This is a genomic window from Microbulbifer thermotolerans (assembly GCF_001617625.1).
Taxonomy (GTDB): domain Bacteria; phylum Pseudomonadota; class Gammaproteobacteria; order Pseudomonadales; family Cellvibrionaceae; genus Microbulbifer; species Microbulbifer thermotolerans.
Genome location: NZ_CP014864.1, coordinates 3,131,210 through 3,155,732, shown reverse-complemented (window position 1 = coordinate 3,155,732; position 24,523 = coordinate 3,131,210). Strand labels below are relative to the sequence as shown.

At 56.8% G+C, this 24,523-nt stretch carries 22 protein-coding genes; 15 read left to right on the top strand and 7 right to left on the bottom strand.

What is annotated here, in order from left to right; translation table 11 throughout:
- Window positions 1-147 precede the first annotated feature (147 nt).
- Entirely contained in the window at window positions 148-1,311 is a 1,164-nt protein-coding gene (locus tag A3224_RS13125) for a hypothetical protein (RefSeq protein WP_067155513.1), read from the top strand.
- An 8-nt stretch (window positions 1,312-1,319) separates the two neighbouring features.
- A complete protein-coding gene (locus A3224_RS13120; protein WP_156481488.1) occupies window positions 1,320-2,222 on the top strand; it encodes a hypothetical protein in 903 nt (300 codons plus the stop codon).
- A gap of 225 nt (window positions 2,223-2,447) precedes the next feature.
- Here A3224_RS13120 and A3224_RS13115 read toward each other — a convergent pair whose 3' ends face one another.
- Entirely contained in the window at window positions 2,448-4,349 is a 1,902-nt protein-coding gene (locus A3224_RS13115) for a 3'-5' exonuclease (protein ID WP_067155508.1), read from the bottom strand.
- A gap of 1,134 nt (window positions 4,350-5,483) precedes the next feature.
- Window positions 5,484-8,213: an HTH-type transcriptional regulator MalT gene (malT, locus tag A3224_RS13110; RefSeq protein ID WP_067155505.1), complete on the bottom strand. Its 2,730-nt coding sequence runs from the start codon at window positions 8,211-8,213 to the stop codon at window positions 5,484-5,486.
- 258 nt (window positions 8,214-8,471) lie between these two features.
- Here malT and A3224_RS13105 point away from each other — a divergent pair, with 258 nt between their 5' ends.
- The 9 genes from A3224_RS13105 (at window position 8,472) to A3224_RS13065 (ending at window position 15,020) form a co-directional block, all read left to right on the top strand.
- A complete protein-coding gene (locus tag A3224_RS13105; RefSeq protein ID WP_067155502.1) occupies window positions 8,472-9,365 on the top strand; it encodes a hypothetical protein in 894 nt (297 codons plus the stop codon).
- 35 nt (window positions 9,366-9,400) lie between these two features.
- A complete protein-coding gene (locus tag A3224_RS13100) occupies window positions 9,401-10,051 on the top strand; it encodes an MBL fold metallo-hydrolase (RefSeq protein ID WP_067155499.1) in 651 nt (216 codons plus the stop codon).
- A gap of 7 nt (window positions 10,052-10,058) precedes the next feature.
- A complete protein-coding gene (locus A3224_RS13095) occupies window positions 10,059-10,619 on the top strand; it encodes a DUF2799 domain-containing protein (protein WP_067157997.1) in 561 nt (186 codons plus the stop codon).
- 58 nt (window positions 10,620-10,677) lie between these two features.
- Window positions 10,678-11,103, top strand: a complete 426-nt coding sequence (locus tag A3224_RS13090) for a hotdog fold thioesterase (protein ID WP_067155496.1) — start codon at window positions 10,678-10,680, stop codon at window positions 11,101-11,103.
- The gene (locus tag A3224_RS13085) at window positions 11,103-11,810 is read left to right on the top strand and encodes a M48 family metallopeptidase (RefSeq protein WP_067155494.1); all 708 of its coding nucleotides are present in this window, start codon (window positions 11,103-11,105) and stop codon (window positions 11,808-11,810) included. The genes A3224_RS13090 and A3224_RS13085 overlap by 1 nt, the downstream gene beginning before the upstream one ends.
- Before the next feature lie 42 nt (window positions 11,811-11,852).
- Entirely contained in the window at window positions 11,853-13,217 is a 1,365-nt protein-coding gene (rlmD, locus tag A3224_RS13080) for a 23S rRNA (uracil(1939)-C(5))-methyltransferase RlmD (RefSeq protein WP_067155490.1), read from the top strand.
- A gap of 79 nt (window positions 13,218-13,296) precedes the next feature.
- Window positions 13,297-13,665 carry a DUF2750 domain-containing protein gene (locus A3224_RS13075; RefSeq protein WP_067155485.1) on the top strand — a complete coding sequence of 123 codons (369 nt, stop codon included), beginning with the start codon at window positions 13,297-13,299 and terminating at the stop codon, window positions 13,663-13,665.
- 59 nt (window positions 13,666-13,724) lie between these two features.
- Entirely contained in the window at window positions 13,725-14,096 is a 372-nt protein-coding gene (locus tag A3224_RS13070) for a VOC family protein (RefSeq protein ID WP_067155482.1), read from the top strand.
- Window positions 14,097-14,108: 12 nt separating this feature from the next.
- Complete coding sequence (locus A3224_RS13065; RefSeq protein ID WP_082817526.1) at window positions 14,109-15,020, top strand: SDR family oxidoreductase; 912 nt, start codon at window positions 14,109-14,111, stop codon at window positions 15,018-15,020.
- 344 nt (window positions 15,021-15,364) lie between these two features.
- Here the strand turns inward: A3224_RS13065 and A3224_RS16970 are convergent, their stop codons facing one another.
- Window positions 15,365-15,616 (bottom strand): hypothetical protein, encoded by a 252-nt coding sequence (locus tag A3224_RS16970; RefSeq protein ID WP_139223206.1) that lies wholly within the window; start codon window positions 15,614-15,616, stop codon window positions 15,365-15,367.
- Between A3224_RS16970 and A3224_RS13060 the strand changes: the two genes are divergently transcribed.
- On the top strand, window positions 15,615-17,465 hold the full coding sequence (locus A3224_RS13060; RefSeq protein WP_067155480.1) for an SLC13 family permease: 1,851 nt from the start codon (window positions 15,615-15,617) through the stop codon (window positions 17,463-17,465). The genes A3224_RS16970 and A3224_RS13060 overlap by 2 nt on opposite strands.
- Window positions 17,466-17,520: 55 nt before the next feature.
- Here A3224_RS13060 and A3224_RS13055 read toward each other — a convergent pair whose 3' ends face one another.
- Complete coding sequence (locus tag A3224_RS13055; RefSeq protein ID WP_231902388.1) at window positions 17,521-17,967, bottom strand: CBS domain-containing protein; 447 nt, start codon at window positions 17,965-17,967, stop codon at window positions 17,521-17,523.
- Between the two features lie 493 nt (window positions 17,968-18,460).
- Between A3224_RS13055 and A3224_RS13050 the strand changes: the two genes are divergently transcribed.
- Window positions 18,461-18,934: a hypothetical protein gene (locus tag A3224_RS13050; RefSeq protein ID WP_067155475.1), complete on the top strand. Its 474-nt coding sequence runs from the start codon at window positions 18,461-18,463 to the stop codon at window positions 18,932-18,934.
- Window positions 18,935-19,076: 142 nt separating this feature from the next.
- Window positions 19,077-19,628: a SixA phosphatase family protein gene (locus A3224_RS13045; protein ID WP_067155472.1), complete on the top strand. Its 552-nt coding sequence runs from the start codon at window positions 19,077-19,079 to the stop codon at window positions 19,626-19,628.
- Here the strand turns inward: A3224_RS13045 and cobB are convergent.
- The 3 genes from cobB to A3224_RS13030 form a co-directional block, all read right to left on the bottom strand.
- On the bottom strand, window positions 19,564-20,301 hold the full coding sequence (cobB, locus tag A3224_RS13040) for a Sir2 family NAD+-dependent deacetylase (RefSeq protein ID WP_067155470.1): 738 nt from the start codon (window positions 20,299-20,301) through the stop codon (window positions 19,564-19,566). The genes A3224_RS13045 and cobB overlap by 65 nt on opposite strands.
- A gap of 142 nt (window positions 20,302-20,443) precedes the next feature.
- Entirely contained in the window at window positions 20,444-21,751 is a 1,308-nt protein-coding gene (locus tag A3224_RS13035; RefSeq protein ID WP_067155467.1) for an NAD(P)/FAD-dependent oxidoreductase, read from the bottom strand.
- 72 nt (window positions 21,752-21,823) lie between these two features.
- Window positions 21,824-22,966: an FAD-dependent oxidoreductase gene (locus A3224_RS13030; protein WP_067155464.1), complete on the bottom strand. Its 1,143-nt coding sequence runs from the start codon at window positions 22,964-22,966 to the stop codon at window positions 21,824-21,826.
- Between the two features lie 971 nt (window positions 22,967-23,937).
- Between A3224_RS13030 and A3224_RS13025 the strand changes: the two genes are divergently transcribed.
- Complete coding sequence (locus A3224_RS13025) at window positions 23,938-24,384, top strand: hypothetical protein (protein ID WP_067157992.1); 447 nt, start codon at window positions 23,938-23,940, stop codon at window positions 24,382-24,384.
- The last annotated feature ends 139 nt before the right edge of the window (window positions 24,385-24,523 follow it).

Below are 24,523 nucleotides of genomic sequence, written 5' to 3'. Positions count from 1 at the left end.
GTTTGCAGGTGAGTCGAGACATTTTTCACAGTTAATTGTGACTGGTACGTCTGCACTTTCAATAGTTCGGGCGGGGGCTTGAAGGGCTTTGGAAGGTCTCATTATGATCCTCGCCCGCACATGGAGTGACAAACAACAGGGAGTAAAATGAGCACTACACAGAACCTTCCTCTGATCGCCGGACAGCGTGCCGGCAAACCCATCCGCTGCATTACAAAACTCGAACCGGTTTTCCAGCGCCTGCAACAGGCAGCCCGCCGCAACCACTATTGGGCTACCATCGCCGTTAAGGAGCTCAATGCACTGACCACTGGCGTACTGGGCAAGAACAATGTCTACGTGCGCCCTGGCAAGTCGCGTACCAAGAACAGCAACGAACTGTATTACGTCTTTCTGCCGGGCCTTAAGGCCACAGTGGTGCGGTGGCCGGATGATCAGTTCTGTATTACTGAGTTGAACTTGGATGACAATTATTTTCGGGCGACGGAGTGGAGTGATGATGCTACTCGGATGGGGCTTTATCGAGCTCGTGAAGATCGGGATCGAAATGCATGGAATGTGGAATTAGTTCCGAATGGAAAGATCCATAAACAACCTGGGAGACTGATTGCGGTGGCTGATGCCCGCTATAAGCAGGCCAGTGACGCTGCCGCCGATGCAGTCCCCAGGGCTGTGGAATTGTTGGGAGTGGGGGCCGCACATGTGTCTGCTAATGGCGCAGACCTTCATTTTACACCGGGACAAAAAGCACTAGGGGGGCTGGTGTGTTACAACCCCTTGGCTGTGGATAAGGCCCGGAAATCTGCGGTTCTGCTGGCGAAAGCCATGGCGGATGCGCGGGATATCGAGGATGTAACCTGGATAGCAGACTCCGGTGGCTCTGCCGTTCTCACCCAGGCCATGCAGATACTGGCGGACAAGGGAATCACCCTGGAGAAGCACGGTGTGTATCTGTATAAGCCCCGTACCTCACCGGCAAGGGCTCTGCGCCTGGCGCATCAACTCAAGCTGCGTTTGAACCAGCGCTTTGCCGATACCGGTTACAGCGTACACGGCGCTCTTAGTCAGTACAGCGTAGCCGGTTTACGTCTGAAAAATAACAAAGATCCTTACAATAAGGGATATCACGCCAAGGCATGGTTAAATGGTGCTCAGAAGGTTGCTGCCCCGGCAGGTATACTGGCGGCCGCTATTGGCGGTCAAGCGGGGATGGCTATGGCCGCTATTGCAACGGCGATTACCGGAGCCGGGGTTTTACAGGATTTAGCGAAAGGTGCGACAGAGCGCTTTGGCTATAAGTTCAGAAGGTAGGGAGAAGCATGTTCAACTTTCTAAAATATCTCCCGTTGGAATGGCGTATTCGCGACGATAATTACTGTGTTCCCCGGGGGCCTTCTTTTTCTTTTGCATCAAAAGTCAGTTTTACGCTTGCCGGCAGTAGATTACAGTTACGTGCTCCGAGGCATAAGCCTCGGAGAAAATCAGTTAAGGAAAATAGAACACTGCCGAATTACGATGTTTTACTGGAGAACGATCTGGGATGGATTGGCTCCAAAGGTGTTATGGCCAATGATTACTGGGGCGCTATTGGACTATTTTCTCGCAAGTGGGCCTTTTATGGCCCCTGGATGACCGGCTGTAAAGGTGAGTTAAGTCTGAGTATTGCCGTAATTGGTCGTTTTGAAGAGCATGCTTTCCCTAATATTTCATTTTTCAATCCAAAAGCATTTGAAATGGTGCTGATGCATTATTTGAACGATCGCTATGGCCACAGGAATTGGGGGGAGGATTCTTCTCATATTCCGCGCTATAGCGGCCCGATAGACTGGCAGCGTCACCATCATCTCCCGGTTCCTAGTGCAAGCTTTAAAATTAGCCGTAGTGCTGATCCCACACAGTTGGTTAATCCCGATTGTCTTTTTATTTTTCCTATAACTAAAAAACATTTTATAGAGGTTTTCTTTAAACAAGATATTTATAGTTTTGATAAAGATCATAAGCCAACTTTTGATATATCCCCTATTCAGGAGCTACAGAAAAATATCTTTAACAGTATTAGCCTGGAGTTAGGACCGGAAACACAGGCGGCTTACGATAAAGTGAAAGCTGAAGTAGAGGATATGCAATTGAGCGAGGAATTTGCACCGCTGAAGTGGCCCACGAATGTGTATCCGCCGGAGCCAGTCAGTGAGATGCAGCAGCGGTTGCGGGCTGGGAGTTAAAAGGTTCTCTGATTAATACGCCTTATCTCGGTAAAATTTCCAGGGCCAAAGATAAGGCGTTCAGCTGCAGGTATGAATATTTCAAAATCATCGGATAAATGGCGGTAGCCGGTGGGGCTACCGGGACTTCGCGCACTTTTGGAATGCCCTGCCCATCCCGCTACTTGAGTACCCCGAAACTGGCTAGAGGCTGAAAATTCTATTGTGGAACGGTTCATGTTCCGACTACCCGCCAATCCGCTCTACAAACCAATTCTCTCCACTCCCTGTTAACAACAACTGCTTCCGAGCCCGTGTCATCCCCACATATAGCAGCTTTACTTCACTCTCCAGGTTTTCCTCGTCATCCTTCAATCCTCCCAACCCGGCCAGAACCACGGTATCGAACTCCAATCCCTTGCTGCTTTGCCGGGTAAGTAGGGCGATACGATCCGCATTAGCGTCATACGCTTTCTTGCTCGCACTGTCTTTCAACCAAGCGTGCGGGATCGCCACCGCTTTCAATACCCTTTGTAAGGTTTCGGCCTGTCGGGTGTAGCCGTAAATCACCGCGATGTTATTGAGCGGTTGGCCGTTCTGGTGCCATTTGCGGATGCAGCGGGCAATGTAATGGGCTTCGTCATTAAAGTTGTCAAACTTGCGGAATTCGGGCGCTGGGCCACTGGTGCCGGCCACTTCCGGGGCAATGAGGGGAATGTGGTCGTCGTCGGCGTCCTGCGCTTGCAAAAAGTCTTTGGCGAAATCGTAGGCGTAACTGAGGATTTCGCGGGTATTGCGGTAGTTGAGTTTTAAAATCGTGGTGCGGCCACGGGCCTGAATCCCGGCGCTGGACAGGGGGAACTTGAGGCTGCGTTTCTTATAGATGGATTGGGCATCGTCGTAGAGTAGCAGCAGGGAGTTGGTGTTCGGGTCAATCATCTGCACGATAAGGGCAAGCCAGTCCTGTTCGAAGTCGTGACCTTCATCGATCATCACTGCGCTGTACTGGGCGCGGGGGATCTGGCCTTTGTCCACGGCGTGTATCACGGTGTCCACCTGCCGTTCCCAGTATTGTCGGCCGGGCGTGGCGGGGAGGAGGTCCACGTTGTAGGTTTTCAGTTGGCGGCCGCACCATTCATGGAAGTGATGCACCTGCACTTTTTCCTCGATGCCCTTTTCGACAATAAAGCTGCGCAGCCGAGCGGCCAAGGTGATATTGAAGCACAGCACCAGGATCGGCTTGGTGACGGCCTGGGCCAGATGCTGACAGCGGTAGCAGAGAATCAGCGTCTTACCGGACCCGGCCACCCCGTGAATAACCCGGTGACCATCGCCCATGCTGCGAGCCAGTTGTTCCTGCTGTAGGTCCATGACGCGGACGATATCGGGAATGCTGTTGTAATCTGCTTTGTTCTTGGCCGCGCTCTTGTCATCCGCACTCGGTCCCGGCCCGTTTTCAGCATCCGCGTTCTCATCGCTATCGCCGTCATCAAACAGGCCTTTCTGCGGTGTATTGATGCGGATTTCCGGGAACAGATTCCAGCGGATGCGATCGATCTGCGGCAGGCTTAGTTTGTCCCCAAAGGTGTAGTCGAACATGCCCCACAGCCGCTCCTGAAACACTTCCGGGTCGGCGGTGGCAGTCATTTCATCCTTGCAGATCAGCCGGTGTGGCGGCAGCACCAGCTCCTGATCCTCCTCACTGATGGCTTCGTTCCACTGCTTGCGGGTAATGTTGGGAAACACCACCCCGTAGCCCCACGGGAAACAGAGCTTGCCTTTGTACTGTGAGGAGGTTTCTTGTAAGTGCTTATCGCGCTGCAGTTTGTTGATGGCGGTGAGAGCGTACTGGCGGGCCTGCTGCAGGGGATTGCTGACGGTCTTGAGACCATCCGGGGTGTGTATTTCCACATCACGTGGAGTGATTTGTTTGAGGGTATCCAGCTTCCAGTCCTTCACCTCCAGAAACAGCAGTCCGCGGCCAGGATGGAGAATGATGTAATCGGGATAACGCCGGTTCCGTCCCACTGGGGTGTCGTACCAGACGATGTAGTCGTCCTCCAGTAGGCTTTCTAACCGCTGCCCCAGGCGGCGCTCACCCGGCGTCATGCCGCGAAGGGTGCTGAGGTTTGGGATAATAGTGGCCATGGTGGATCATCCTCTTAATCTCACAAGCCAGAACTGGAAAACCCCCGATATTCCAGATGTCCAACGGCGTTATACTACCGAAATAATCCTTAATAAAGGACATCCATAAAATAGAAGGTGTAGAGCCAGCTCTTCTGTATAAATATTGGCGCAATCACAGAGCAATAAGTGTGCGAAGCACGTATTAGTATTGCTGGGGCGTTGCCAAGCATTTGACTTGATGAGAGTAACTGGCGGTTGAGAGCGCTATAGTCACTGAAATTGTTTAAGAAACCTCTGATTAATTCGCGTGAACACTATGGTAGGTTCCGGGGCGCTCAGGCAATAGGACGGATATTTCGAAAACGCACGAGTACTTCCCTGTAGCTCCGACTGATACATCCCTGTATCCGACGGTTTCGAAATGGCCAGCCTATCACCTGAGCTTCTCATCTGGCTCCAAAGAGTTTTAACCATCAGGAAGTGAATTAATCAGAGGTTCTTTAACTGTCAAAAGGAGCGACAAGTAACTGTTTTTTTAAATCAAAAAAAATCGTTGGATCTTCAGTAAAAAATATGAGGAAGTAGGTGATGAATCCGTGGATAGTTATCATTGGGGCGGTAGTTAGTTGGAACTATATTGATCTCAAGTCAGATTCAGAATTTAACAGCGTTTTTTGCCCTATTATTTTCGCCGTGTTCGTAATTGTCGGTCTTGTGAAGTTGATTAGGTCTAGTTTATCCGATAGTCATCGGGGTAGTGGCTCTAGTGGTGGTTCTAGTTCTAGCGGCGGCTTCTTTGATGGTGGTGACTGTGGCGGGGGCGGTGACTGTGGTGGGGGTGATTGATGAACTCCAGCATTATTTAACAGGCTGCTTGAATTTGTTAAGGAATCTCTGATTCATTCGGGTGGGCGCTGTAATTGATCCCGAGGTGTTCAGGTGGTCTGGAAGTATCTTCACCTTCAGGAAGCGAATTAATCAGAGGCACATTAAGGGCGGAAAAGTGACGCCTCCGTCGGAGCTACAGGGAAGTACTCGTGCGGTTTCGAAATATCCGTCCTATTGCCTGAGCGCCCCAAAACCTACCATAGTATTCACGCGGATTAATCAGAGGTTCCTTAAAGGTAAATACAGTCTTGTGAGGCAGTGTCCTCAAGGCTTGTCCTGCACCGAACGCAGCATCTGCTCCGCTAACGCAATAGCTTCCTGGCGGTCTTTTACGTCCAGCTTTTGGTAGAGGCTGCGAATGTGGGTTTTGATGGTGCTGGGCGCCACTTTGAAGTGACGGGCGATGCGCTCGTTGGAGAGGCCCGAGTGAATGGCGTTTAGCACTTGCCATTCCCGCGGGGTTAACGGTGAGTGACGCAGGAAGTCCGGCACTGCATCACTCTGCAGAATTTCTTTGATAATGGTTTCGTCCAGCTCGATGCGGATGCCGCCGTCGAGCTCCGGTTGCTGCTGGGCCAGTTTAATCAGTTCGCGGGCCCGATCGGCTTCCGCTTGGCTCAGCTCACCTTTTTCGTCTTCTGACTCCAGGGCCGCTTTTAAGATAACGATCAGCGGTTTGCCAATTTGCAGGAAGCTGGCACAGAAGCCGCGATCGACAGCAATGGCGAGCGCCTCGCGGATGGCTTTGACTGAGCCGTCGCGCTGCTCGCGCAGCCATAGCAGATGCGCTTCCAGCACCAGGTTGCGGAGGCAGTCGGTGACCAGTCCGCAGTCTTGCGCTACCTGTTGCAGGCGGGCGAGCAACCGCCCGGCATCGGACCAGCGGTGCAGTTCGATCATTGCGCGCACGTGGTTGCGCCCGTGGCATTGTTCGAAGTGGTTGCTGGGTCTGTCCACTACCGGCTCGGCCTGTTCCAGCCAGGCTCCAATGGCTTCTTGGTTGTTCAGGGCGCGCCAGGCGCGCATGCGCGCGGCGTCGGCGTTGGCCACCCAGTCGCGGTGGTAGCGCTCGCCGGTCATCAGGCGGTCAATGCGCGCCAGCCATTCCAGGGATTCTTCTTTTTCGCCGCGGGCTTGGGCCACTTTCAGCAGCAGGGTGTATTCCGGCAGCAGCCAGCGTTCGCCCACTTTGCGGTTGATGCGCATGCCGAGGCGGGCACAGGCGGCTGCGGCATCCAGGTCGCCCCGCTCCCATTCCAGGTGGCCGCGCAGGCGGCAGATAAATTCGGAGATGGGTTGGCCGCTGAGGTGGTGTTCCTGTATCAGCAGCTGGGCGCGCTCTTGCAGGGCTGTGGCTTTCTTTAGCAGGCCCTGGGCGATGGCGATCTCGGTCTGCTGGCAGATTGCCCAGGCGGCGCTGGGGTAGTCTTGTTCAGCCAAGGCCAGAGTTTCCACCTCGCGCATATGGGCGTCGGCTTTTTCCAGCTGTCCAAGACAGAAGTTGGTCTCCCCTGTAACCAGGAGGGCGGCGATGCGTTCGCCGGCCTGATTGTCGCGCAGGAGCTGCAAGGCTTCCTCCGCGTACTCCTTGGCCTGTAGTGTCCGGCCCCGGGCCACAGCAGCCTGGGCGCGAGCGGCGGCGAAGGCGCCCTCGTACTCGTGCCATTGGCCCGGGTCTTCACGCTGCAGCCAGCTCTCCGCGGCGGCGAGGAGTTTTTCGCAGCGGTTGTGTTCGAAGTTGTCCCGAGCCATACGCGCTGCCAGTAGGGTGAAGCGGGGGTTTTGTTGCAGCTCGTCTGCGCCGAGCCAGTCGAGGCAGTTTTTCACCACCCGGGCCTGCCCCTCGCGCAGCAGCTGTTCCCCGTGGGCTTCCAGCAGTTGCCGCAGGCGCGTCGGGTCTTCTGCCGCCAGCGCATGGTGCAGTGCTTCCTGCGGTTGCTCCAGCTGCTGCCAGGTATCGCAGGCGGTGCGGTGCAACGCCTGTAGGCGCGAGGGATCGGTGAGTTGGCGCTGAAGAAAGCGGGCGAATACGGGGTGGTAGCGGAACCACCGGCGGCTTGAGTCCTGCGCCTGCAGGAACAGGCCGCGCCGTGCTACCTGTTCCAGCAGCTGTTGGCCGCCTTCGAGCCCGCTCAGTTGTTCCGCCAGCCGGGCGTTGACGCGGTTCAGTATTGAGGTGCAGGCGAGCAGTTCGCGCAGTTGCGGTTCCAGCCGCTCTAGCACCTCTTCGGCCAGATAATCGAGGATGTGACTGTGGCCGCGCTCCAGCTCGCTTAGGTAGCGGTCCACTTCGTCGCGGTCGCGCACGGATAGGGCGAACAACTGTACCGCCGGTGGCCAGCCCTCGCTCAATTGATGCAACTGTTCGGCGCGGTCGCTGTCGAGGGGAAAAGGCAGGCGCTGCTCGAGCAGTTGGCTTATTTCCTCGGTGGTCAGTGCCAAATCGTTGCTGCTCAGTTCCAGCAGTCGGCCAGCTACCCGCAGTGAGGCCAGTCCCAGCGGCGGCTGACTGCGGCTGGTGAGCACCACGCCGATGCCGGCGGGGGCGTGGCGCAGTAGGAAGCGCGTGGTGTTGTGCACCACTTCGTTGTCGATCTGATGGTAGTCATCCAGCACAATGCGCAGTTCGCTGGGGAGGCCGCGCAGCTCCGCCAGCAGTTGGCTGATAACCAGCGATGGATCGGGGTTTCGTTGCGCCGCGAGCAGCTTGTGGGTTTCGGGCACGCCATTGCCAGTGGCGCGGTGTACGCTCTCCACCAGATAGCGGCAGAACTGGGCTGGTTGGTTGTCGCTCGTATCCAGGGAGTACCAGGCCACCGGGTTGTCCTGTCCCGCGGCCCAGGAAGAGACCAGAGTGGTTTTTCCATATCCCGCCGGCGCGGTCACCAGCAGCAGCTGGTCGCTGTGGCTGCCGTTCAGCAACGACAGTAGGCGCGGGCGCGCCAATGTGTGTTCCGGGCAGTCCGGCAGGCTGTATTTGGAGGTCAGTAGCATCGCTGCGGCGGGTTATCTTTTGGTTGTTTTTTGTGCAAGCAGGGCAGTGCACGTCTCAGGTGATGCAATGACAGGGTCGTTACACCCCCTTCTCAACGCATAGGCTACTGCCTTCTTCATAAATTTTCGACTGCAAAGCACTTTTTCAACCGCTCGGTAAATGTTAGTTTCGACGGATTCAGCGGTGCCCATTCACAAAAATGAGCGGCGCGTGAGGCGATTCTTACGCAACGCCGAAAAAATAATCAGGGGCTGAATATGGCCGATATAGTAATCCTGGCGGTGCCGGGTATGGGGGTGGCGGACGAGGAATTCGCCGAGCCGCTGTTCGCGGCGCTGCGCGAGGGACTGGGAGACGACTGGTCCCGCTTACATTGCGATACCGTTCTTTGCCAGGTTCACTTGCAAACAAATATCGAGCGGACCTTCGAGGGCATGCAAAAGCGCGATATGGATTTCCTGCGCGCGCGTAAGTTCATGCTCTACGGCATGGCGGAGAGCGCCGCGCAGCTGGGGGATATCCACCAGCGCGGCGGCAACTACGAAAAGGCCCAGCAGACGATCTATAACACGCTTGAGAGGGCGGCCAAGGCCGCCTCTGACAGCGCGCCGGTGGTACTGCTGACCCATTCGGTGGGCTGCGTCACTCTCTCCAACTATTTGTGGGATGCACAGAAAACCAGCCTGGGTCACGGCATCTGGCGCGATGGCGGCCCCCGCGGTGTACACAAGGGCTCGGCCCGGGATCTCTTCCTGCGTCTGAAAACGCTGAGCCATTGGTACACCCTGGGGGCCACCAATCCGCTCTGGTGCGCGGGTATGCCGCGGGATCAGATACAGGCGGTGACCTCGGCCACGCGCGGCTACAACTTCCGCTGGAAGAATTTCTACCACCCGGACGACCTGTTCGGCTGGCCTTTGAAGCCCCTCAGTCCCTCCTACAATCAGGCGGTTTACCGCGACTACGAAATCTGTCCACTGTCTGACTGGAGCGCGTCCCACTGGGGGCCACAGCTGGTTTCCCACAACGGCTACTGGCGCAGCGAAATGGTGTATCAACAGCTGCTGGAGGATTTGCGAGCGCTGCTGAAAAGTCACCGCGGCCGCCGCCCGGCGGCGCCGGTGCGGACTGCGGCGGCGGCCGCGCTATAATCCGCGGCACAATTTTCGAAGTATTGGTTTTTTGTATGTCGTTGCAATTCCATACGGTTCCGGTCACGCCTTTTCAGCAAAACTGCACCCTACTTTGGTGCGAGAACAGCAAACGGGCGGCGGTGGTTGACCCCGGTGGGGACCTGGAGAAGATTCTGGCCGCGGTGGATGAGCGCGGTTTGCAGTTGGAGAAAATTCTGCTGACCCATGGCCACCTGGACCACGTCGGCGGCACCGCCGCGCTGGCCCGGCAGTTGCAGTTGCCGGTGGAGGGGCCCCATCGCGACGATGAGTTTTGGATAGCCCAATTGCCGGTGCAGGCACAGATGTTTGGCTTTCCACCCGCCGAGACCTTTACCCCCGACCGCTGGCTGGCTCAGGGCGACACTGTAACCGTGGGTGAAGAAACACTGGAAGTGCATCATTGCCCCGGCCACACCCCGGGCCACGTTGTGTTTTTTCACCGCGCGGGCAAGCTGGCGCTGGTGGGGGATGTCCTCTTTGCCGGCTCTATCGGCCGTACGGATTTCCCCAGGGGCGACCACGACACCCTAATCCGTTCCATCACTGAAAAACTGTGGCCGCTGGGCGATGATGTGCGCTTTATCCCCGGTCACGGCCCAATGTCCTCCTTTGGCCAGGAGCGACAGAGCAATCCCTTTGTCGCTGACAAGCGCTTTGGTTGATTTTGCCATGAATCCCGCGAAGAGCCTTCTGTTACTCTTGACCGCGCTGCTCGCGGGCTGTGCCGTGATCTCTGAGGAGGCGTGTCAGGCCGGTCTCTGGTACGAGCGCGGTTTGCAGGACGGCGCCCGCGGGCGCGGCCAGTCGCTGGTCTACGATATCGCGCGGCAGTGCCGCGAGTACGGCGTGCGCGTGGATACGGAGGCCTGGCTGCGCGGCCACGAGGAAGGCGTGGCTTATTTCTGCACGCCAGAGAACGGATACCGCCAGGGGCGCCTCGGCAACAGCTACGAAGGCGTGTGCACCGGGCCCGGTGCGGATTTGTTTTTGGCGGAATACCATCGCGGTCTCGCCGATTACCAGGTGGAGATGGAGTACCTGCAGCTGGCCCGTCGCTACGATGACCTGAGGCGTCAGCTCATAGCGGTAAACGCCGCCTTGGCCAGCGCGGGGGAGGAAGAGCAAATCCGGGCGCTGCAATTGCACCGCAGCGCCCTCAGGCGGGAACTGGATCTGTTGGATCTCCAGCTGCGCGGCTTCGGTTTTGTCGGCTTCAGCCGTTTTTATTGACCCCATATTCGGGCGCCGGTAGATACCCCCCACGACATTTCAATCAGGAAGTAACTCAATGGCAATCTGGCACAGTAACCCCACTCCGGAGCAATTAAACGAAAATGCCGCCGGCTGTATGCCCGGTCATATCGGATTGAAAATTACCGAGGTGGGTGACGACTATCTGGTGGGAACCCTGCCGGTGGACCAGCGCACCCGACAGCCTTTCGGCATATTGCACGGTGGCGCCAATGTGGTATTGGCGGAGACCCTCGGTTCCATGGGGGCCAACCTTGTGGTGGACCCGGAAAAATACTATTGCGTCGGTCAGGAGATCAACGCCAATCACCTGCGCCCGGTGGCCGAGGGCGAAGTCACGGGTACGGCAAAACCCGTACATATTGGCCGCAGCAGCCAAGTGTGGGAAATCCGCATCACGGCTCCCAACGGCAAACTGAGCTGTATCTCCCGCATCACCATGGCGGTGGTTGCGCACGGCTAATGAGCGAGGCGCAGACCTATACCTACGAGGATATCGCCTACCGGCTGGTGCGTTCGCCCCGGCGCAAACGCCTGGGTTTGGTTCTGGTGCCGTCTGGTGTCGAAGTGCGTATTCCCGAGCGCTGTGCGGCGCGTTACGGCCACCAGTTTTTGCGGGACAATGCACACTGGGTACGCAGCCAACTGTCGCGCGCCCGTGAGCGTGCGGCCCAGGTCCCCGTCTACGAGTATGCCTTTGGCGAGCGTTTCCCCTGGCTGGGGCGCGCGTTGCCGCTGGAACGGGCTGGGGCCAGTAGTGCCAGCGGTATTGGCGCGGATGCCATAGCGCTCTATACCCGTCAGCGCCAGCCGGATAAGAGGCAAGTACAGGCGGCGTTGCAGCGGCTCTATCAGCGCGAAGCCCTGGCACTGCTTACGGAAAAGTCAGCGCGGTTGGCGGAGCGGCTTGGGCTCGCTTTTTCCTCGGTGCGCGTGCGCCGCACCAAGAGCAAGTGGGGCCATTGCACCAGTCGCGGCGAACTGCAGTACAACTGGCTAGTGTGCCAGGCCCCTGAGCCGGTGGTGGATTACCTGGTGGCACATGAGGTTTCACATCTGCGGCATCACAATCACAGCCGCGCTTTCTGGTCTCTGGTAGAGAGTGTCTGTCCGAGCTACAAAGTGCTGCGGCGCTGGTTGCGGGACAACGGCCATCGCCTCACCCTCTGATTTGTTTTTCTCCCAGCACAACCTGTTTTTCCCTGTAAGTTTATGGCTAAAAAGCCCCGTTTCTTTTCAGCGCCGAAACCCGCCAGAAAAAATCTGCCCGCGGGCGCCGAGGCGGAGATCGAAAAATTCAGCCACGACATGCGCGGTATTGCCCGGGTGAGCGGCAAGGCGGTATTTATCGATAATGCACTGCCGGGAGAAAAGGTGAAATTCCGCTATTCCGCGCGGCGCTCGAAGTTTGACGAGGGGGCGGCGCAGGAGGTGCTGCAACCATCCCCGCAGCGCTGCGAGCCGCGCTGTGTCCACGCGCATCTGTGCGGTGGCTGCTCGCTGCAGCATTTAGTGCCAGAGGCACAGATTGCAGCCAAACAGAAGGTGCTGCTGGATCAGCTGGCCCGCTTCGGTGGTATCGAGGTCCCGGAACTGCTGCCGCCCCTGGTGGCCGCTCCCTTCGGATACCGGCGCAGAGCGCGTATTGGCATCCGCATTGTCGGTAGGGGAGCAAAGAAGACGCTGGTGTTCGGATTCCGTCAGAAAGGTTCCAACGATTTGACGGAGATCGACGAATGCCCGGTGCTGCACCCGCTGATCGCGGCTCAGATACCGCGCTTGAAACAGCTGGTGGGCGAAAGTGATGGGCGCGCCTATTTTTCACAGCTGGAAGTGGTGGTTGGAGAAAGCGCCGCAGCCATTGTCCTGCGGCACCTGAAACCAGTGACGGCCGCGGACCGCGAGCGCTGGCTGGCGTTTGCCGCCGAGACCGGTATTCATCTGTACTTGCAGCCAAGGGACGCGGCCAGTGCCCACAAAATCTGGCCCGGCGATGGAGAAGATTATCTGACCTACGACTTGCCGGAATTTGATTTGACATTGCGCTTTCATCCGCTGGACTTTGTCCAGGTCAATGCCGTTATCAACCGGCAGATGGTGGCGCGGGCAGTGGAATTGCTGAATCCGCAGGCGGGTGAGCGACTGCTGGATCTGTTTTGCGGTCTCGGTAATTTCACTCTCCCTCTAGCGCGCCGCGCGGGCGCTGTAGTGGGGGTGGAAGGCGAGGGCGGACTCACGCAAAGAGGCGTGGATAACGCCGCTTTGAACGGACTGCGCAATGTTAGTTTTCACGCCTGTGATCTGACGCAGTCGATCGAGTCGCACCCATGGGCCGCCGGTGGTTTCGACGGTATTCTCCTCGACCCGCCGCGCAGTGGTGCCCTGGAAGTGGTGCGGCGTCTTGCGCGATTTGACGCCAAGCGAATCGTCTATGTGTCCTGCAATCCTGCCACTTTGGCCCGGGATGCCGGTGAGCTGAAATCTCTTGGCTATTCACTGGTTAAGGCGGGCGTTATGGATATGTTTCCGCACACAGATCACGTGGAATCCATCGCGCTTTTCAAAAAAACACGATGAACCCGATTGCGGCCGGTGAGGCCGTTGGTGCTCCTGTCAATCTGGCGTAAACTGCGCACAAATCCTGGAGAGTCCGCCCATGCAAATCGAACCACTGAGTGACGATTTCGAACATAACTGCGCGCGTTTTTTGCCGGAAGCGGCTGCGCAGGGCTGTGTCTGGGCGCTGGAGGGCAATGAAGGGTTTGCCCTGTGCGAGTCGGTCAAATACCCGCAGACAGAGGTGATGCCCTTCTGGTCCCAGCGCGAGTTTGCCGAAATACACGTCGAGGGGGATTGGGCCGAATACCAGGTGGTGCCTATCGACCTGGAAGAGTTTATGGACGACTGGCTCACTGGCATGCACGAAGATGTACTGCTGGTGGGTATCAACTGGAACCGCGAGCTCGAAGGTATCGAGATGGAGCCGCTGGATCTGCTCGAGCAGCTGGAACAGGAGCTGCGCTAACCTTTCCGCTTGCGGCTGTCTTGTGCGGACACCAGCGGCGGTATCGACAGGAGCCTGATATGGGGCAGTTTCTCGGTTTGCGCACTGTGATCTACGGGGTCACCAATATCGCTGAAGCAAAAGACTGGTACAGCCGCCTGCTGGAGCAGGAGCCCTATTTCGATTCCGAGTGTTATGTGGGCTTTAATGTCGGTGGCTACGAGTTGGGGCTGGACCCGGACGCGCGCAATGTGATCAGCCGCGCCGACGGTGTAGTGGCCTACTGGGGCGTGCGCGACATAGATGCCCAGGTAGAGCGCATCAACGCCCTGGGCGCGCGCCAGCACAGTGATATAGTGGACGTGGGCGAGGGCATACGCATGGCGACATTTCTCGACCCCTACGGCAATATTTTTGGCATTATCGAAAACCCTCACTTCAAAGCGGAGTAGCTGGAGTTCCCCGTGAACAAACCGCCGGCATCGAGGTTTCGCCCTTCAGATCGCTCGTTCGCCGCCGAGAGCCTGGCGAAAATCGGACGAGGTTATGTGGTGCCGGACCGCGTGGCACTGATTACCGGTTGTTCCAGCGGCATCGGGCGCGAGCTGGCGCTGGCGCTGCACCGCCGCGGCACCATCGTCATCGCCACCGCGCGGCGCCCGGAAAGCCTGCAGGAACTGGCGGACCTGGGCATTGCCACTGAGGCCCTGGATGTCAATTCCCAGGCGGATATCAACCGCGTGGTGCATGCGCTCAAGACCGCCTATGGACGCCTGGATATCCTTATCAATAACGCCGGTTTTGGCCAGATGGGGCCGTTGCTGGAGCTTGATACCCGAACCCTGGAAAACCAGTTTCGCACCAATGTGTTTGCCCCCATGGCGCTGATTCGCGCCTGTGCCCCCCTTATGAAATCTGAGCGCCGCGGCCTGATCTGTAATATCGGATCGGTATCCGGTGTCATGCCCACCCCGTTCTCCGGCGCCTACTGTGCCTCCAAGGCCGCACTGCACACTTTATCGGATGTGCTGCGCCTGGAACTGCGGCCTTTCGGCATCCGCGTGATGACGGTGCAGCCCGGCGCTATCGCCTCGGAGTTTGGCCGTCATGCGGAAGTTTCTCTGCGCGGCCTGCTGGCCCCGGACTCCTGGTACAAGCGGCAGGAGGAAGCAGTGCGCGCCCGTGCTCTGGCGTCGCAACAAAATGCCACTCTGGCGCGGGATATGGCGAAACGTCTGGTGGCGGAACTACTGAAAAAGCGTCCGCCGGCATTGGTGCGCATTGGCAACAAAAGCCGCCTGTTGCCCTGGATGGCCCGCTGGTTGCCGCGGCGGCTGCGAGACTGGCTGCTTGCGCGGCGATTCAAATTGCGCTGAGCATAGAGGCGTCCCAGCGCGCTTCACGGACTGCGGCTGCCAGCCAGCCCGGCACTTCGGCAAAACTTCCGCACAACACTACTTCTCCACTGCTCCACGTCATCAGGTACTCTTCGAGCAATCTGTTCACCACCGGGATATAGGCTTAGGGAGCACCTGATTAATCCGCGTGAGCACTATGGTAGGCTCTGGGACGCTCAGGCAATGGGGTGGATATTTCGAAAATGCACGAACACTTCCCCTAGCCCCGACGGATACATCCCTGTATCCGACAGTTCCTAAATATCCATCCTGTCCCCTGGGCTTCTCATCCGCCCCCAGAAAGTGAATTAATCAGAGGTTCCTTAGGCATGGCCTCCTGCTGTCGGCTGGCCTGCACCTCTATTGTCTCTACAATCAGCACCTGCAGCGCCTGATTGGTCGCCGCTTTCTACCAGCGGATAGTCGATGCCCTTCGCGCGCACATCGAGCAGCGGGATATTGTTGAGGAATAATTTTTTAGTAATCAGCGGTGTTCTGGCGCAACGTCCGTCTCTTGAATAAGCACCGCAGTGTAATCTGAATAACGGCGGTAAAGCAGGGGCGCTATTTTTCATGACAATGGATCAGCTGGCCATTCTTACTATTCTCGCGGTCACCATCGGTTTGTTTATCTGGGGACCCTGGCGTCATGACATGGTGGCATTGGCGTCGTTGCTGGCCTGCGTTTTTACTGGCCTGATTCAACCTGAAGATGCCTTTAAAGGGTTTGGTCATCCCGCTGTGGTAACCGTGGCCAGCGTGTTGATATTGAGCCGCGGGCTGCAGAATACCGGCGCCATGGACGCGCTGGCACATCGCGTGGTGCCCACGCGGGGTAGCGCCACTTTGTCGATCGCTGCTCTGACCGGACTCGGGGCTCTGATGTCGGGGTTTATGAACAATGTGGGTGCCATGGCGCTGTTGATGCCGGTGGCCTCCGAAGTGGCGGACAAGCAACAGCTGCCACCGGGTAAGGTGCTGATGCCGCTTTCTTTCGGCACCATCCTCGGCGGTATGACTACGTTGATCGGCACGCCGCCAAATCTGATTGTTTCCGGTTTCCGCGCCAGCGCCGGAGCCGGCAGTTACGGCATGTTCGATTTTACCCCCGTGGGTTTGGCGGTGGCCCTGGTGGGGGTGATGTTCGTATCCCTGATCGGCTGGCGCCTGGTGCCTGCTCGTACCCAGGCGGGGGCGGCGACTTTTGATACCGGCACTTATCTGACCGAAGCGCTGGTGGAAGAAAAGAGCGCTGCGGCGGACAAAAGTCTGCGTGAGATCATGCATATTTTGGAGCGTGAGGACGCCCAGGTGGTGGGCGTGGTACACAACAATGCGCGAGTGTCTCCAGCCATTCCCTGGCAGCGGGTACACGCCGGCGACATTCTGGTGCTGGAAGCAGAACCCGAAGCCCTGTCGACGGCGATTTCCAGTCTGGGGTTGAAATTGGCCGGGGAGCAGGAAAAAGAGGAAGAAAAAACTCGTGGGAAAGATGGCGCGGGGGACGGGCGCGAGCAGGAATCGCCCGCGCCGAAAAAAGAAAAGGAAAAGTCCGGCACAGTGCACGGCGATGTACAGCTGCGGGAGCTGGTAGTGATGCCGGACTCCTCGCTGGTGGGCCGCACGGCGCAGTTTCTGCGGCTGCCGACGCGCTACGAAATCAACCTGCTGGCCCTGTCGCGCCAGGGGCGTCGCTCGATTCGCCGGCTCAAATCCACGCCCTTGTTGGCCGGTGATGCGCTGCTGATGATGGGAACGGACGAGGCCCTCAGCACCTTTGCCCACGAGCAGGGCTGCGTACCGCTGGCCCAGCGGGATATCAGCATTCCCAATAAAGAAAAGGCCGCGGTGGCGCTAGTGGCCATGGCCATCGCTGTGGGCGGTGCCGCCTTCGGCTTGCTGCCCGCGGCCATTTCCTTCGCCACCTGCGCCCTGGCGTTTATGGTCTTGAAGGTGGTGCCGCTGCGGGGGTTTTACGAGTCTATCGACGGTTCGGTGATCGTTTTGCTGGGTACGCTTATCTCGGTTGCGGAAGTGATGGAATATACGGGGGCGGCGGACCTGATTGCCCAGGGAGTGCTCGATACGATCGCCCAGGGCAGTCCGGTGATTGCGCTGGTGATACTGCTGGTGGTGACCATGACCCTGTCGGATTTTATGAATAATGCGGCCACCGCGGCGGTGATGTGTTCCATCGCTCTGTCCACGGCGGCACAACTGAATGCCAATCCTGACAGCTTTCTGATGGCGGTCGCCATCGGCGCTTCCTGCGCCTTCCTGACCCCGGTGGGCCACCAGAACAATACCTTGATTCTGGGGCCGGGGGGATTCAAATTCGGCGATTACTGGCGAATGGGACTACCGATGGAGATTCTGGTCATTCTGGTCAGCGTTCCCGTGTTGCTGAAAGTGTGGCCCTTGTAATGCTGGTACTTCGCAAAAGGGAATCGAAGTGCCGTGTTGAAAGTGCCGTCCGCCCTCAGGCCACGGAATCGTCCACCGGCTGTGTCAGCTCCGCCAGATATTCGCCGCAGAAACGCAGGGCATCGGTCACCGTTACTATGCCCGCCAGCTCCCCTTCGCGCATCACCAATACCGAGCCTATGCCGGTTTCCGCCATTGCCAGCAGTATTTTGTCCAGCGGGTCGTGGATATCGGCGATATAGGGCCGGCGGGCGCAGAGATCGTGAACATACAGCTGTTGTTCTTCCAGACGATGACCCGGCGCCCGGGCGCGTTCAATATCCCGCCGGGAAATGACCGTTTCCAGGTCACCGTCGCGGGTGACCGGCAGGTGGTGCACCTGGTGTGCCTCCATCTGAGCCAGGGCTTCCTCCACGGGGGCGTTGATATCGATATGGTAGGGGAAAGGGGTCATCAGCGCCGCAAGAGTCGGCATATGATGAATATCTCGGGTCTTGGACATGGAACTGAATCCGCTTCTAGACTGTCATGAAATGATTATCTCGATCTTCCCGCCGTCATCGTTTAATCGAATATGACCGGGAATATGCATTGGTACAATATAGCAATAAGTTGTTGATATTTGCCGGTGAAGTCTTATTATTCGCGACCTCGGTCGATTAATATGAACGACATTGCGGTTTGGGCCCGTTTCTAGGCCCTTTTCCGGCTACTCTTATTTCCTGTACTGGCTATTATTGGCGCAGTGTCCGGCTGCGTTACGGCTGGCGGCAGGCAGGTATCGTCGTTTTGTAAACGCATTTTTGTGCCGCGCACTATCGTGTAATACAGTTATTCGCATCGATATATCGCGTAAGCGCTATTGAGTGAGTACAGGTTGCAACGCTGTTTATATCGGCCGGGCAGCGTATGTCACAAAGAGATCTATCGCAAACTCTGTGCTGATAACGGGCACTGGTTGTGTATTATCAATAACAGTTGTAGAGGTTTATTGAATGTTTCACGAGTACGAACAGATAGAACAGCAAATAGCTGAACACCAGGCCAAAATCGAGGAGCTGCAGCAGCAGATGGCGCTTGTGGAGCGCAAAAAACAGGGCGCAATTGCCTTTGATAAGGCACTGATCAACCTCGCTGCCGAGTACGATATGGTGGAAGAGGAATTCTTCGTTGTACGCGGCAAGGAAATCGTCGAGTGGCTGGTTAGCCAGTTAAACGACGAAAATGCTCCGGACTTTGTTCACACCCTGAAGTCCCGGGTTGCCCGCGTGCTGAAGAAGGAGAGCGATACCCCCCGCCGCACCCGCCGCGCCACGGCCAGCAAATCCAGCGAGCCGAAGTTGGAAACCGGCCACTACCGCAACCCCTATACCGGCGCCACTGTGGAAAAGAAAAAGCGTAATCCTAAACAGTTGAGTCAGTGGATTGAGGAGCACGGCCTGGAAACCGTAAAAGAGTGGAAAATCTAATTCCGCATTGATCGAATCCCGGTATCGAAAAATTCGTTACCGGGATTATTTTTCTCTTTATTTTCCTCCATCGGTTCACCGCTATCCATATCGGCGCCGTTTGTCACTTGTCAGGCCGCTGAATTAAACAGGATTCTCGTTGATGCTACGTCTTGTCAGTATTGTAATGGTGCTTCTTGTGGGCGCGCCCTGGTCTGCGGCTCAACAGCTGGCTGAACAGGTGGAGCCCCAGGTGATTTACCTGGTGCGCCATGCAGAGAAAAGTGCAAGCGGCGACCAGCGCGATCCCGCACTGGCCAAGCTGGGCCGGGAAAGAGCGCGACACCTGGCTTATGTTCTGGGCGATGCCCGTATTGAAAAGATATTTACAACGGACTACGCGCGTACCCGGCAGACCGTTGAGCCCCTGGCGAACCAATTGGGATTGACCCCAGAAGTCTACGATCCGCGTGTGCTGCGGGAATTTGCACAACAGCTGCTGCAAACCGGCGGGCGCAGCCTGGTGGTGGGGCACAGCAACACCACGCCGCAACTGGTTGCCCTGCTCGGAGGGGATGCCGGCGCGGCGATTGACGAAAAATCAGAATTTGATCGTTTGTATATCGTCATCCGCGACCGTGGCCATGTAACTACAATTCTGCAGCGCTATGGTCGCGAACCTGCCCTCCTAAAAGTTCGCGAACAAACTCCGTAACAACTTGCGAAGCCGGGCCGTGGCGGTGCTCGGCAAAGGCATCGCCGACACTGCTGCGCTCCAGGTTCAGTTCCACGCTGTGGGCGCCGGCCCTGTTGGCGCACTCGACAAAACCCGCCGCCGGATAGACATTGCCGGAGGTGCCGATGCTGACAAACAAATCGCAGTCTGCCAGCGCTGAATAAATCCGCTCCATTTCCAGTGGCATCTCCCCAAACCAGACAACGTGGGGTCGCAGCGTTCCGCTCCGTTTACAGCAGGGGCAGACCGCTTCCACGTGCAGGTCTTCGCGAATAGAAAAGCACTGGCCGCTGATAGCGCACCGGGCCTTCAGCAATTCACCGTGCATATGGATCAGGTTGCGGCTGCCGGCGCACTCGTGCAGATCATCGATATTCTGGGTTACCAGCAGAAAATCCCCGGGAAAATGTTTTTCCAGTTGCGCCAGGGCCCGATGCGCGGCGTTGGGGGTAATTTCCGGTGAAAGCAATTGCCTGCGGCGCTCGTTATAAAAGCGTTGTACCAGCTGCGGATTTTTCGCAAAAGCCTCTGGGGTGGCTACCTCTTCAAGGCGGTGGTTTTCCCACAGCCCGTCGGCACCGCGGAAAGTGCGGATACCGGACTCGGCGGATATACCGGCCCCCGTGAGTATTACGATACGGCTGTATTTCATTGGGGAATCTCTGATTAATTTATGTGAACGCCGGAATTGGTTCCGAGGTGCTCAGGCCTCGAAGTGTTTTTACCTGCCGGAAGCGTATTAATCAGCGCTTCCCTAGACCTTTTTCCTCATCCCTCCCTAGCCGGGAGGTTCCTCAATGCATTTTCAACGGCGGTTTGACAAAGCGGTTCGCTTTTCCCACCAGATAAATAAGCATGGCCTTGCTCCATCCATGTACCGCAGCCAGGTGCATGCGGTATAGCGAACGATAGGCCAGACCGGCAATCCGCCCCTCAATGGTGAGCCTGCCCTTGACCAGGGTTCCCATCAGGTTGCCCACCGCCGTGTGCTGGCTCAGAGATACCAGAGAGCCGCGGTCGCGGTAGCGGAATGGTTTTAACGGGCGACCTTCGATTTTCGCAAGCAGGTTATATTCGGCCACGCCCGCCATTTGCTGGGCTGCCTGGGCGCGTGGCGGCACTTTTTGCCCAACCGCGTCGATACAGTCGGCGCAGTCGCCAAGGGCGAAAATATTATCATCGTCTACCGACAGAAGATCTGGTTTAACCTTAATCTGATTGATTTGGTTGACGGTGAGGCCGTCCAGCTGGGCGAGGAAGTCGGGTGCCTTGACGCCAGCGGCCCAAACGCGGATGGTGGCCGCAATCTTATCGCCATTTTGAGTGATCAGTCCGTCGGCCGTGGCTTCCGCTACAGTGCAGCCGGTGAGTACACGCACTTCCAGCTTGCGCAGCTCGCGTTCCGCATTTTTACCCAGGCGGGGCGGCAGCGCCGGCAGCAGGTGTGGGCCCGCCTCAATCAGAGTGATATCCAGGGCGTTACGGCGGATATGGCCGTAGTTTCCCATTTGTCGGCAGGCTTCCACCAGTTCCGCAGACAGCTCCACACCAGTAGCGCCACCGCCGACGATAGCGATCTGCAATTTTTTTTCGGTGTGTGTTTCCAATTGCAGAAAGCGATCCAGTAACAGCCGATGGAAGCGCTGCGCCTGTACACTGCTGTCGAGAAACACACAGTGCTCGTGTACGCCGGGGGTGTGGAAATCATTGCTGCGGCTGCCGATACACAATACCAAGTAGTCGTACTCGAGTTCTCGCGCCGGCACCAGCTGCTGGCCTTTGTCGTCTTCGACTGGCGCCAAGTGAATCACCCGGCGCTCGCGGTCCAGCTTCTGCAGACTGCCTAGCTGAAAAATAAAACCGTGGCTGCGCGCATGTACCTGGTAATTGAGCGAGTCCAGGCTGGAATCGAGGGCGCCAGTTGCCACTTGGTGCAGCAGAGGTTTCCAGATGTGTGTGCGGTTCTTGTCGACCAAGGTGACCTGTGCGGCGGGGGATTTGCGTCGGCGTTTGAGGTAGGGGGTGAAACTGAAATAGCGCCCCAATCGTGTGGCCAGTTGCAGGCCCCCCGCACCGCCGCCAACAATGATAATCTTCTTCATACTCACTTCTTCCTCTGCTTTACAACAACAGCGCAGGCGCCTCGTATCTACTCTGTGCTTTAGCCGTAAGTGTCACGAGGGCAGTGGCAGCTGGCTAAAGCGCCGCATAAATTTTCGGTCGATATGGTGTTTCAAGTGCCACAGGCTGGTACCGGCCAGGGCGAAGCCGTTGCGCACCGCGATGGCGCGCTTGTCTCCGCAGGAGAGCAGGCTCAGGAAATGCTTCTGTGGGCGGAAATCCCGGAGTCTTTTACCAGACAGAGCTGCGCGCAGATTGTGGAAAAGCACCGGTCCCTGGCGCACTGCATAAACACCGGCCTTGGGCAGGGGATTGTCAGAGAAGCTGGCGACATCGCCCGCCGCAAAAATATTTGGGTAACCGGGAGCGCGCAACTTTTCATCCACCCGTATAAATCCCCGCTTGTCCAACGCCAGCCCGCAGTCCGCCAGCCAGGGGGGCGCGGCGGCGCTGGTGCACAGTAATACATGATCCAGCGCCAGTCGTTGTCCCTCGGTGCTGCGCACGCCAGATTCACTGATCTCCCCAACCGGCCAGTTGCGGTGTAGATGCACGCCGAGCCTGTTCAGCTCCCGCGCCACAAGATCGCGGGCTCGCGGCGGATAACCTTCCGGCACGCTGTCACCACTGTGGATTAAGTGTATCTGAACGCGGTGTGAACGATGTTGTGTTTTAAGCGCGTAGGCCATGGCCATTGCCACTTCACAGCCGCCGGCGCCGCCGCCGATTACCCCCAGTGCCAGGGATGTGGAGCTTTCACGCAGACGCTTTTGCAGCTGTTGCCAGTGGTGGTGGAACTGATCTATGGGCTTGACCGGAATCGCCAGCTCCGCTCCGGGCAAATCGCGTGCAGGCGTTGCGCCCACATCCAGAGACAGCAGGCCGTACTCCAAATCCGGATGCCCCTGCAAGAAGATCCGGCCCTCGCAGGGATCGATGCGGTGGGCGCGGGCCTGCACAAAGCGAGCACCGGCGGCGCGACAGAGACGCACCAGGTCGATATGGATTTCATCGGGCCGGTAATGCCCCGCAATGAGGCCCGGCAGCATACCGGAATAGGCGGTATCAACCTTGGGGGAGACCAGCGTCAGCCGCACACCGGGCAGAGGATCTTCCGCCCACATCCGCAGCACCACGGCATGAGCGTGGCCGCCGCCGACCAGGACGATATCGCGACAATTGGACTGCGCTTGCATAAGTTACCGCTGTATTAATTACAGGATCGTTTATGGCAAAACCAGTGATCGAGGGTGCCGCAGGAGCGGGATAAATGCCAGTGCTTAATTTAGTCGTTGCTGCGGTGGAATTCTTACGGAGGACTTCTGATGAATTTGCTTGCCGACAAATGGGTATATCACTCCTCCAAATTATGAGTGCCTATAAGCTAGGGAACCTCTGATTACTTCGCGTGAACACCATGGTGGGTTCCGGGGCGCTCAGGCAATAGCATGGATTTTTCGAAAACGCACAAGTACTTCTCTGTAGCTCCGGCGGATACATCCCTGTATCCGACGGTTTCGAAATATCCATCCTATCACCTGAGCTTCTCATCCGCCCACGAAGAATCTCTGCCACCAGAAAACGAATGAATCAGAGATGCCCTGGCTGATTATGTATGCCGCATCTCCTTTGACCAGCTCCCTGTGTCCATCGCAGCTACACAGGAATGCGCGGCGCACCCAGGAGAGACACAACAATAATAGAACGTAGTATCGAGAGAGATCAGTGCTTGGCACTGGTGTCTCATTTGGGTCATAGACATGCCTGTATATGTAAACAGTCTTGTCCGTGTAGTAATAAATATTGCAATATGACTGGCGTCAAAAGCGTTTTGCTTTGTGGGTGCTCACAAACTACCTGTTGCGGAGATAGTTATATCAAGTCCGTGCTCAGTAGCCAGTGGCTCTTGTTCACCGATGAGCCGCCGCTAAGTCGTTTACTTTAAAGGGTGTAGTGACAAAAATTGAGCCACATAAATAAAAAGATAACTGAGCGTCTGGCTCGTTTAACTCCTGAATTTAAATCGAGCTGTAGGTTATCTCATTGATTTTAACGGCGATTTTTCAGTATGTGGCATTAGGCGCTTGTGGGCAAGGGGCAGGGTGATATAGGGCCACTGGCTTTTGAATAAAACTGTTAGGCAGGCGCAACTGATATGGAGTCAGGAATGGAAAATGAACCTTCTTTGTCTGGCGAAGAGATAAAAGAACGAGTGCTGAAAAAATTCGAGGAATACAAAGGGCTGAGCCATTTAGAAAATTATGCAATGTTCATGGGGAAAGCCCAGCTCCTTGAAATGGCATTAAAGTCCTTACTTACAAGAAAGTACAATGTCCCGGAAGAGTCGATGGAAAGATGGACCTTGGGGCGCGTAAAAAATGAATTGAGAGATAAAGGGTTGCGTCCTGACTTCATCGCTTTTCTTGAGAGAGTGGTTGATCACAGGAACTATATTGCACATGAGTTTTTAGCTAACAACGCTATTACACGAAGCATGGCAAATTTTAGTGACCGAAAGCTATACGGAGATCTTTTCCGAGCAACTTATGAGCTTGAGCAGGTCATCATTCTTTATGATTGGTGCGAGGAGCACAATGGTTGGGATCAAAACTAAAATGCCTAACAATCGTAGGCACGGCGACGCCTTTTTCGTTGCGGCTTCGCCTTCACTACAAAGCCGCGCGTGCTGCGGGCGTTATACGGTGGTTACACTGAATTACTATCAAGAATCAATAAAAGGATCGGGAAGTGCG

Bases quoted from the DNA above. Each gene is read 5' to 3' on its own strand.
- A3224_RS13060 (WP_067155480.1), top strand. From the start codon at position 15,615: ATGACAATGGATCAGCTGGCCATTCTTACTATTCTCGCGGTCACCATC.
- A3224_RS13085 (WP_067155494.1), top strand. From the start codon at position 11,103: ATGAGCGAGGCGCAGACCTATACCTACGAGGATATCGCCTACCGGCTG.
- A3224_RS13025 (WP_067157992.1), top strand. From the start codon at position 23,938: ATGGAAAATGAACCTTCTTTGTCTGGCGAAGAGATAAAAGAACGAGTG.
- malT (WP_067155505.1), bottom strand. From the start codon at position 8,213: ATGCTACTGACCTCCAAATACAGCCTGCCGGACTGCCCGGAACACACA.
- A3224_RS13105 (WP_067155502.1), top strand. From the start codon at position 8,472: ATGGCCGATATAGTAATCCTGGCGGTGCCGGGTATGGGGGTGGCGGAC.
- A3224_RS16970 (WP_139223206.1), bottom strand. From the start codon at position 15,616: ATGAAAAATAGCGCCCCTGCTTTACCGCCGTTATTCAGATTACACTGC.
- cobB (WP_067155470.1), bottom strand. From the start codon at position 20,301: ATGAAATACAGCCGTATCGTAATACTCACGGGGGCCGGTATATCCGCC.
- A3224_RS13075 (WP_067155485.1), top strand. From the start codon at position 13,297: ATGCAAATCGAACCACTGAGTGACGATTTCGAACATAACTGCGCGCGT.
- A3224_RS13030 (WP_067155464.1), bottom strand. From the start codon at position 22,966: ATGCAAGCGCAGTCCAATTGTCGCGATATCGTCCTGGTCGGCGGCGGC.
- rlmD (WP_067155490.1), top strand. From the start codon at position 11,853: ATGGCTAAAAAGCCCCGTTTCTTTTCAGCGCCGAAACCCGCCAGAAAA.
- A3224_RS13125 (WP_067155513.1), top strand. From the start codon at position 148: ATGAGCACTACACAGAACCTTCCTCTGATCGCCGGACAGCGTGCCGGC.
- A3224_RS13070 (WP_067155482.1), top strand. From the start codon at position 13,725: ATGGGGCAGTTTCTCGGTTTGCGCACTGTGATCTACGGGGTCACCAAT.
- A3224_RS13050 (WP_067155475.1), top strand. From the start codon at position 18,461: ATGTTTCACGAGTACGAACAGATAGAACAGCAAATAGCTGAACACCAG.
- A3224_RS13095 (WP_067157997.1), top strand. From the start codon at position 10,059: ATGAATCCCGCGAAGAGCCTTCTGTTACTCTTGACCGCGCTGCTCGCG.
- A3224_RS13115 (WP_067155508.1), bottom strand. From the start codon at position 4,349: ATGGCCACTATTATCCCAAACCTCAGCACCCTTCGCGGCATGACGCCG.
- A3224_RS13100 (WP_067155499.1), top strand. From the start codon at position 9,401: ATGTCGTTGCAATTCCATACGGTTCCGGTCACGCCTTTTCAGCAAAAC.
- A3224_RS13055 (WP_231902388.1), bottom strand. From the start codon at position 17,967: ATGTCCAAGACCCGAGATATTCATCATATGCCGACTCTTGCGGCGCTG.
- A3224_RS13090 (WP_067155496.1), top strand. From the start codon at position 10,678: ATGGCAATCTGGCACAGTAACCCCACTCCGGAGCAATTAAACGAAAAT.
- A3224_RS13035 (WP_067155467.1), bottom strand. From the start codon at position 21,751: ATGAAGAAGATTATCATTGTTGGCGGCGGTGCGGGGGGCCTGCAACTG.
- A3224_RS13045 (WP_067155472.1), top strand. From the start codon at position 19,077: ATGCTACGTCTTGTCAGTATTGTAATGGTGCTTCTTGTGGGCGCGCCC.
- A3224_RS13120 (WP_156481488.1), top strand. From the start codon at position 1,320: ATGTTCAACTTTCTAAAATATCTCCCGTTGGAATGGCGTATTCGCGAC.